Origin of the sequence: Streptomyces sp. NPDC015661, assembly GCF_043077765.1 — a bacterium.
Lineage (GTDB): Bacteria > Actinomycetota > Actinomycetes > Streptomycetales > Streptomycetaceae > Streptomyces.
In genome coordinates, this window is record NZ_JBIBST010000023.1 from 1 (window position 1) to 8,343 (window position 8,343).

Annotated in this window: 9 protein-coding genes; 4 read left to right on the forward strand and 5 right to left on the reverse strand. The window is 74.8% G+C overall.

The window, feature by feature from the left end:
- Positions 1-434 (reverse strand): (Fe-S)-binding protein (locus ACF07V_RS37705; RefSeq protein WP_392160532.1); only part of this gene is annotated, 434 nt, incomplete at its 3' end.
- A 378-nt stretch (positions 435-812) separates the two neighbouring features.
- Here ACF07V_RS37705 and ACF07V_RS37710 point away from each other — a divergent pair.
- Entirely contained in the window at positions 813-1,883 is a 1,071-nt protein-coding gene (locus ACF07V_RS37710) for a LacI family DNA-binding transcriptional regulator (RefSeq protein WP_392160534.1), read from the forward strand.
- 17 nt (positions 1,884-1,900) lie between these two features.
- Here the strand turns inward: ACF07V_RS37710 and xylA are convergent, their stop codons facing one another.
- Complete coding sequence (gene xylA, locus ACF07V_RS37715; RefSeq protein ID WP_392160536.1) at positions 1,901-3,070, reverse strand: xylose isomerase; 1,170 nt, start codon at positions 3,068-3,070, stop codon at positions 1,901-1,903.
- 105 nt (positions 3,071-3,175) lie between these two features.
- Here xylA and xylB point away from each other — a divergent pair, with 105 nt between their 5' ends.
- A complete protein-coding gene (gene xylB / locus ACF07V_RS37720) occupies positions 3,176-4,654 on the forward strand; it encodes a xylulokinase (RefSeq protein ID WP_392160538.1) in 1,479 nt (492 codons plus the stop codon).
- Between the two features lie 85 nt (positions 4,655-4,739).
- On the forward strand, positions 4,740-4,967 hold the full coding sequence (locus ACF07V_RS37725) for a hypothetical protein (RefSeq protein WP_392160540.1): 228 nt from the start codon (positions 4,740-4,742) through the stop codon (positions 4,965-4,967).
- Here the strand turns inward: ACF07V_RS37725 and ACF07V_RS37730 are convergent.
- The 3 genes from ACF07V_RS37730 to ACF07V_RS37740 all read right to left on the reverse strand — a co-directional run bounded on the left by ACF07V_RS37730 (position 4,940) and on the right by ACF07V_RS37740 (position 7,098).
- Positions 4,940-5,494 (reverse strand): hypothetical protein, encoded by a 555-nt coding sequence (locus ACF07V_RS37730; protein WP_392160542.1) that lies wholly within the window; start codon positions 5,492-5,494, stop codon positions 4,940-4,942. The genes ACF07V_RS37725 and ACF07V_RS37730 overlap by 28 nt on opposite strands.
- Before the next feature lie 105 nt (positions 5,495-5,599).
- Positions 5,600-6,532 carry a ketopantoate reductase family protein gene (locus ACF07V_RS37735; RefSeq protein WP_392160544.1) on the reverse strand — a complete coding sequence of 311 codons (933 nt, stop codon included), beginning with the start codon at positions 6,530-6,532 and terminating at the stop codon, positions 5,600-5,602.
- A complete protein-coding gene (locus tag ACF07V_RS37740) occupies positions 6,532-7,098 on the reverse strand; it encodes a winged helix-turn-helix transcriptional regulator (protein WP_392160546.1) in 567 nt (188 codons plus the stop codon). The genes ACF07V_RS37735 and ACF07V_RS37740 overlap by 1 nt, the downstream gene beginning before the upstream one ends.
- A gap of 101 nt (positions 7,099-7,199) precedes the next feature.
- Here ACF07V_RS37740 and ACF07V_RS37745 point away from each other — a divergent pair.
- A partial coding sequence (locus tag ACF07V_RS37745) for an ROK family protein (RefSeq protein ID WP_392160547.1) occupies positions 7,200-8,343 on the forward strand: 1,144 nt, incomplete at its 3' end.

Consider the following 8,343-nt stretch of genomic DNA (forward strand, 5'->3'; position numbering starts at 1 on the left):
CGGCGGGGGCGTTCGCCCAGGCCGAGCATCCGCAGACCGTGGCAGGAGGGGTGGTACGTCACCTTGTGCGGGAAGTACGCGCCCACGTCCGTCACACCCAGCACGTCCACCAGGAACTCCGTCAGCTCGTACACGCGAGGGGCCAGGCCCGCCGCGTCCGCGCCGAACGACGCGTAGTGGTGGCGGACCATCGCCGCGCACGAACCCGACGGGGTGACGACGTGGTCGTACCCCTCGAAGGCCCGGACCGTGCGCCGGACGAGCGGCTCGGTCTCCGCGCGGTAGCCGGTGTTGAACTGCGGCTGCCCGCAGCAGGACTGCGCCGCCGGGAAGTCGACCTCCACGCCGAGCCGTTCGAGGAGCCGGACCGTGGCCACGCCTGTGGACGGGAAGACGGCGTCGTTGACGCAGGTGACGAAGAGGGCGACACGCATCACGGGTTCCTCGGGGGCGGAGTCGAGTCGGGCGGCGGCGCTTGCGGTACGTAGTGTCGCAGGGGGCACTTCCCCGCGACGAGTCGATGGGGCGACGGGTCGATGGGGCGACGGGTGTACGGGGTGAGGGGGCGATGAGTCGACGGGGCGACGGGGCCGCCGGGGCGACGGGGCCGCCGGGGCGACGGGTTTACGGGGTCTACGGGGCGACGAGTCGACGGCGCGAAGGGGCGACGCGTCGACGAAGCGCCGAGTCCGTCGACCGGTCGGTTTCCCCTCGCGTGAGGGGCTGTGGGCGCCCGGCCGCTTAGGATGAAATCACGGAGCGGGACCCCACCCGGACAGGGCGGCAGGGACAGGACGGACCAGGTGGGACGGATGACGGACACCGCACGGACAGGCGGACACGGCGGCGGCGCGGCCGGCGGTGGTGCCGGGTCCGTCGGGATCAAGGACGTCGCGCGCGAGGCGGGCGTCTCCGTCGGCACCGTCTCCAACGTGATCAACCAGCCCGACCGCGTCTCACCCACGACCCGCCGGCACGTCCAGGACGTCATCGCCCGCCTCGGATACGTGCGCAGCGAGTCCGCGCGCCAGCTCAGGGCCGGCCGCAGCCGCATCATGGCGCTGCTCGTGCTCGACATGGGCAACCCCTTCTTCGTCGACATCGCCCGGGGCGCCGAGCGCACCGCCCGCGCCGCCGGCCTGGGCGTCATGGTCTGCAACAGCGACCAGAACCCCGCCGACGAGGCCGACTACCTCTCCCTCTTCGCCGAACAGCGCGTCCGGGGCGTCCTGGTCACCCCCGCCGATCCCAGCGGGGAGAACCTGCGGGCGTTCCGCCGCCACGGCATCCCGTCCGTGCTCGTCGACCGGGTGGCGGGCGAGGACGCCGGCTGCTCGGTCTCCGTCGACGACGTCGTCGGCGGCTCCCTCGCGATCCGGCACCTCGTCGCCACGGGCCACCGCTCCTTCGCGTACGTCAGCGGCCCGGCCCACCTCCGGCAGGTCCGCGACCGGCGCGAGGGCGCCCTTCTCGCGCTCGCCGAGGCCGGGCTGCCGGCCTCGGCGCTCCGGGAGCTTCCGACCGAACGCCTGGACGTGGCGTCGGGACGGGACGCCGGGTCCCGGCTGCTCGGCCTCGCCGACCGCCCCACCGCGGTCTTCTGCGCCAACGACCTGCTCGCCCTGGGCGTGCTCCAGGCGCTGTACGCGGCGGGGGTCCGGGTCCCGGAGGACATGGCGATCGTCGGCTACGACGACATCGAGTTCGCCGCGGCCGCGACCGTACCCCTGACCTCCGTGCGACAACCCGCGCTGACCCTCGGGGCGAAGGCCGCGGAGCTGCTCCTGGAGGAGACCGGCGAGCAGGCGGGCGACCACCGGCACGAGCACGTGGTGCTCCAGCCGGAACTGGTCGTCCGCCGCTCGACGCTCGCCGGGCGCTGACTGTTCCGCCGAGCGGCTCAGCGCACGCCGAGCAGGTGCTCCAGGGCCAGCTGGTCCAGGTGCTCGAAGGCCATCGAACGCGCGGCGGCCGCGTCCACGTCGAAGGTCTCGTACGCGGTCGGGTCGGCCAGCAGCTCCGCCAGCCCCTCGGCGGCGGTCGGTACGGCGAGCTCGGGCAGCCGGGAGGCGGTGAGCGCCGCCACGACGTCCGGGTCGGCGCGGAAGGCGGCCGCGCGCTCCTTGAGGATCAGGTAGTTCCGCATGCAGTTCTTCGCGGACTCCCACACCCCGTCGAAGCCGTCGGTGCGCACCGGCTTGAAGTCGAAGTGGCGCGGACCCGTGTAACCGGCCGTCTCCAGGAGGTCCACGAGCCAGAACGCCTGGCGCAGGTCGCCCGCGCCGAAGCGGAAGTCCTGGTCGTACTTGATGCCCGACTGGCCGTTCAGGTCGATGTGGAACAGCTTGCCCGCCCACAGCGCCTGCGCGATGCCGTGCGGGAAGTTGAGACCGGCCATCTGCTCGTGGCCGGTCTCCGGGTTGACGCCGACGAGCTCGGGGCGTTCCAGGCGCTCGATGAAGGCGAGCGCGTGCCCGATGGTGGGCAGCAGGATGTCGCCGCGCGGCTCGTTCGGCTTGGGCTCGATCGCGAAGCGCAGGTCGTAGCCCTGCTCGGTGACGTACTGGCCGAGCAGGTCGAAGGCCTCCTTCATCCGGTCGAGCGCGACCCGGACGTCCTTCGCGGCGCCGGACTCGGAGCCCTCCCGGCCGCCCCAGGCGACGTAGGTGGTGGCGCCGAGCTCGACGGCCAGGTCGATGTTCCGGAGGGTCTTGCGCAGGGCGAAGCGGCGCACGTCGCGGTCGTTGGCGGTGAAGGCGCCGTCCTTGAAGACGGGGTGGCCGAACAGGTTCGTGGTCGCCATGGGCACGGCGAGTCCGGTGCGGTCCAGGGCGGCCCGGAACCGCTTGACGACGGCGTCCCGCTCGCCGTCCGGCGTCCCGAAGGGGATCAGGTCGTCGTCGTGGAAGGTGATGCCGTACGCGCCGAGGGCGGCGAGCCGCTCCACGGCCTCGACGGGGTCGAGGGCGGGGCGGGTCGCCTCGCCGAAGGGGTCGCGGCCCTGCCAGCCCACGGTCCACAGGCCGAAGGTGAACCGGTCCTCGGGCGTGGGGGTCAAGCGCTCCGACATGGTGTCTCCCTGCTACTGGCCGCCGGATTTGTTTTCTGAGATAACTAATACGGGAAGGGGCCGCTCGGCGCCACCCCCCGACGAATCCGGAGATGAGGTGAGGGCGTGCCCACGAGCCGCTCCGTCGTGATCGGCGTGGACAGCTCCACGCAGTCCACCAAGGCCGCCGCCGTCGACGCCGACACCGGCGAGCTCCTCGCCCTCGGCCGCGCCCCGCACACCGTCACCGGCTCCGCCGGGGCGCGCGAGAGCGACCCCGAGGAGTGGTGGACCGCTCTCGGCGCGGCCGTCCGCGCGGCGGTACGGGACGCCGGCGTCCCCGCGGCCTCCGTCACCGGCATCGCGGTCGCCGGACAGCAGCACGGCCTCGTCACCCTCGGTGCCGACGGCAGGCCCCTGCGCCCCGCACTGCTCTGGAACGACACCCGGTCCGCCCCGCAGGCGGCCGCCCTCGCCGCCCGCCTCGGCGGCCCCCGGTCCTGGCTGGAGCGGACCGGTTCGGTCCCCGTCGCCTCCATGACCGCCGCCAAGTGGCAGTGGCTCCGCGAGAACGAGCCGGCGCACACCGAGGCCGCGCACGCCGTCCGCCTCCCGCACGACCACCTCACCGAACGCCTCTCCGGAGCCGCCGTCACCGACCCCGGGGACGCCTCGGGCACCTGCTGGTACGGGACCGCCACCGGCACCTACGACAAGGACGTCCTCGACCTCCTCGGCCTGGACCCGGCCCTGCTGCCCGCCGTCGCCGCCACCGGCGCCACCCGCGTCGGCACCCTCACCCCGGCCGCCGCCGAAGCCCTCGGCCTGCCCCGTACGGTCGCCGTCGCCGCCGGGACCGGCGACAACATGGCCGCCGCCGTCGGCCTCGGGCTCGGCGGCGGGGGCCTGCTCGACCACCCCGTGGTCAGCCTCGGCACCTCCGGGACCGTCTTCGCCGCCACCCGCGCCCGCCCCGCCGACCCCGGACTCGCCGGCTTCGCCGCCACCGACGGCACGTACCTCCCGCTCGGCTGCACCCTCAACTGCACGCTCGCCGTGGACCGGTTCGCCACGCTCCTCGGCGTCGACCGCGAGGAAGCGGCACCGGGCGGCGGTGTCGTCGTCCTTCCGTACCTGGACGGCGAACGCACCCCCGACCTCCCGCACGCCGCCGGACTCGTCACCGGCCTCCGGCACGACACCGAACCGCGCGCGATCCTGGGCGCCGCCTACGAGGGCGCGGCCTTCACCCTCCTCCGTGCCCTCGACGAACTCCTCGCCGCCTGCGGCCTCGACCCGGCCGCGACCGCCGTACGGGACCGGCCGCTGCGCCTCGTCGGGGGCGGGGCCCGCGGCCGGGCCTGGATCGAGACCGTCCGCAGACTCTCCGGACGCCCCCTGGTCGTCCCGGCCGCCGGGGAACTCGTCGCCCTCGGCGCCGCCGCCCTCGCCGCGGGCGCCGCCACCGGCGCCGACCCGGTGGCCCTGGCCACCACCTGGGGCACGGGCGCGGGCACGCTCCTGCCTCCGGTCCCTCGCGACGAGGAGACCTGGAACCGCGTCGCGACCGTCCTCACCGCGGCGTCACCCGCGTTGCTGCGGTGACGGGGCGGCCCCGGGGGTGCGGCTCGGGACGTCCTGTCCGGCCGGGATCCCCGGGGTACCCTGCGGAAAACGACGGGGGGACACCATGACCGCACTAATGATCCTTTTCGGCGTACTGGGCGCGATCGGGGTGCTGTTGACCGTCACCCTCCTCCGCAGGGGCGGCCGCCGCACGGACACGGTCGAGGGGCTGCTCCAGGAACAGGAGTCCCTCCGCCAGGCCGAGGCCGACCGGGTCTCCTTCGGCCTCGGCGCCCACAACTCCCTCCCGACCGCGAGCGACGGCTACATCCGCCGCAGCGGCAGGCGGTGATCCGTCCCCGAGTCCTCGCAGGTGGAGGCGCGGCGACGGCGGTACGCGAGGGCCACTGCCGCGAGCAAGGGGGCCCAGGCCACGAGCGGCAGGTAGCAGGCATGGAGCAGGATCTGCTGCCCTGTGCCGTCGAGGTGGCTGCTGGGGGATCTGTCGCTGACGCCCGCGTACTCGACGTACGTGAACCAGCAGGTGAGGGCGGCGAGTCCGAGCGCCCCCGCCAGCGCCGCGAAGGTCGCGCCCCGGGCGTCGACGGGACGGCCGCCGAGGAACGGCAGCCGGCGGGGGAACACCTCGCCCCATTCCCGGACCAGACCCAGCGTCAGGAACGCGAGCAGCTCGGCGAGCACGGTGAGCCCGAGCTGATAGGCCGCCTGGCCGAGACCCGGGTCGTCCACCCGGGCCACCGGCGCGCCGAAGGTCAGCGCGACGCGCCAGATGCCGGACGGCAGGACGATCAGCGGAACGGCATGGGCGGCGACGACGGCCCAACGGGGCACGTCCGGGAGAGCCTTGAGCTTCATCATGCACGTCAGAATGCTGCCCGGCCGGGCCCCCGGACATCGGCCCGGGAGCCGCACCGCCTCCGCCGCGCGGGGGAGAGGAGGCTCCTCCTCGCCCCCGCCCGAGGGTCAGGCCCCGGCCGCCCGGCGCTGGTGGACGCGCAGGTGAAGCGTCGCCAGGTCGAGGACCGGCGTCGCCACGCCGAGGGCGCGCGCCCGGGCGGTCAGGTCGCCGAAGAGGTGCTCGACCTCGGTGGGGCGGCCCGCCGCCAGGTCGCGGTAGAGGGACGGCACCATCGGCGAACCCGGCGCGGACACCACGGCGAGCGTCGCCGCCCGCTCCTCCTCCGGTACGGGATGGCCGGCCGCCGCGGCGACCGCCGCCGCCTCGTCGAGCACCGCCGGGCCGAGGGCCGGGCCGCCCTCCACGTCGTACACGTCGCCGACCGTGCCGCGCATCAGGCTCGTCACCGCGCCGAACGTCGTGATGAACACCCACTTGTGCCACATCGCCGTGATGACGTCGGCCGGTACCGGCGCGTCGATCCCCGCCCCTTCGAGGACCTTGCGGATCCGCTCCACGCGCGCGGAGACCGTCCCGTCCCGCGGGTCCTGCTCCCCGAAGGCCAGATGGGCCAGCGGCGCGAGCCGGCGGATGTCACCCGCGTCGTCCAGGGTGGTCACCACCTTCGCCACACCGCCCAGGACGGCCCGCGTGCCGAAGCGGGCGTTGAGGGCGTCGATGTGGGCGAGGCCGTTGAGCAGCGGTACGACGGCGGTGTCCGGTCCGACGGCCGGTGCGACGTCCTCGATCGCCCGGGCGAGGCCCGTGGACTTCACCGACAGCAGCACGAGGTCGTAGGGCTCGCGCAGCTCGTCGGCCGTGACGAGGCGGGGCTCCACCGTCCACTCCTCGTCCCGGCCCACGACCCGCAGCCCGCGCTCGCGCAGCGCGGCCGCCCGGGCCGGGCGGACCAGGAAGGTGACGTCCTCGCCGGCGCGGGCGAGGAGGGCGCCGAAGTAGCCACCGGTGGCACCGGCGCCGACGACCAGGATCTTCATCAGGATGAACCCTTCGTGGGGCGCCCCGAGGGCGCGGTGGTGAGCAGCGGGGTGAGCAGCCGGTGCGGCCGGGCGAGCGCCGCCGTCACCGGGTCGTCGTCCGGGGCCGAGGGGGCGAGCCCCGGGCCGGGGGCGACCATGACGTCCTGGACGGGCACGGCCGTGCCGCAGCCGCCGCAGCGCCCGTCCGGGTCGAGCGGGGCCTCGTCCTCGGTGTGCAGGAAGACGCGGCGCGGGCCGCCCGCCGCCGCGTAGAACTCGTCGCCCCAGACGGTGAGCGCGCGGACGGCCGGCCAGAGGGCGATCCCCTTGGGCGTGAGTGCGTAGACCTCGCGGCGGCCCGTGCCCGTCCCGGGGCGGCGCGCCAGGACGCCCGCCTCGGTGAGGGTGGCGAGCCGGTCGGTGAGGACGGCCCGGGGGACGCCCAGATGCGCGGCGAACTCGCCGAACCTGCGGACCCCGTAGAAGGCGTCGCGCAGGATCAAGAGGGTCCAGCGCTCGCCGACGATCTCCATCGAGCGGGCGAGGGCACAGGTCTGACCGCGGTAGTCGCGCGGAAGCGTCATGGGCGGGAGCCTAGCGCAGAACAGTTCGGTCACTGAACTGTTTTCCTGCCGTGCGGCCGCATTCATGCCGAGCGAAAGGGACGACTAGGCTCGGGCTCACCATGAACCAGCCCACGGAACCCAAGGCCGACAAGTCGGGAGTGCGCCGGCACAACCTGAGCCTCGTCCTGCGGACCGTCCACGAGGCGGGTGAGACGACCCGGGCGGCGGTCGCGGCCCGGGTCGGGCTCACCCGGCCCGCCGTCTCCTCCCTCGTCGAGCAACTCCTCGACCTCGGCTTCCTCGTCGAATCGGGCAAGACCTTCAGCGGGCAGGCAGGCCGGCCCGGCACCGTGCTCAAACCGGCGGACACCGGACCCGCCGGCCTCGGCGTCGAGATCAACGTCGACTACGTCACCGTCCGCGTCGTCGACCTGACCGGCACCGACCGCGTCCGCCGCACCGAGCACCTCGACAACCGGGAGGCCGACGCCGCCGGCGTCCTCGCCCGCGCCGCCCGCATCGCCGCGGAGGCCCTCGACGAGGCCGCCGAACGGCGCCTCGCCCCGGCCGGAGCCGCCCTCGCCCTTCCCGGACTCGTCTCCGGCGGGACCGTCCGGCAGGCCCCCAACCTCGGCTGGAACGAGGTCCCCGCCGAAGCCCTCTTCGGCAAGGCCCTCACCGCACTGCGCCCCGCCACCGCCGGCCTCCCGCTCACCTCCGACAACGAGGCGAACATGGCGGCCCTCGCCGAACTCTGGTCCGGCTCCCTCGGAGACATCCGCACCTTCCTGCACCTCACGGGGGAGATCGGCGTCGGCGGCGCGATCGTCGTCCACGGTGAACTCCTGCGCGGCGCCCACGGCTTCGCCGGCGAGATCGGACACCTCGTCGTCGACGCCGAAGGCCCGCGCTGCCGCTGCGGCTCCCGCGGCTGCCTGGAGCAGTACGCCGGACAGGCCGCCCTCCTCGCCTCGGCGGGCGCCACCGGCGTCCCGGACCTCACGCGTCGCGCCGGTACCGGGGAACCGCGCGCCCTCACCGCCCTCGCCGAAGCCGGCCGGATGCTCGGCCGCGCCCTGTCGGGAGCCGTGAACCTCCTCGACCCCGAGGCCGTCGTCCTCGGCGGGATCTACCCGCAGCTGATGCCCTGGCTGACGCCCGCCCTCGCCGAGGAGCTCTCCGCCCGCGTCGTCTCCGGCCTCTGGACCCCGGACGCGGGACGCCTGCGCCCGGCGTCCGCGGCCACCGACGCCTCGCGCGGCG

What these genes read in the sequence shown, in the direction of transcription:
- ACF07V_RS37710 (WP_392160534.1), top strand. Translation starts at nt 813, where the DNA reads ATGACGGACACCGCACGGACAGGCGGACACGGCGGCGGCGCGGCCGGC.
- xylA (WP_392160536.1), bottom strand. Translation starts at nt 3,070, where the DNA reads ATGTCGGAGCGCTTGACCCCCACGCCCGAGGACCGGTTCACCTTCGGC.
- ACF07V_RS37725 (WP_392160540.1), top strand. Translation starts at nt 4,740, where the DNA reads ATGACCGCACTAATGATCCTTTTCGGCGTACTGGGCGCGATCGGGGTG.
- ACF07V_RS37730 (WP_392160542.1), bottom strand. Translation starts at nt 5,494, where the DNA reads ATGATGAAGCTCAAGGCTCTCCCGGACGTGCCCCGTTGGGCCGTCGTC.
- ACF07V_RS37735 (WP_392160544.1), bottom strand. Translation starts at nt 6,532, where the DNA reads ATGAAGATCCTGGTCGTCGGCGCCGGTGCCACCGGTGGCTACTTCGGC.
- ACF07V_RS37740 (WP_392160546.1), bottom strand. Translation starts at nt 7,098, where the DNA reads ATGACGCTTCCGCGCGACTACCGCGGTCAGACCTGTGCCCTCGCCCGC.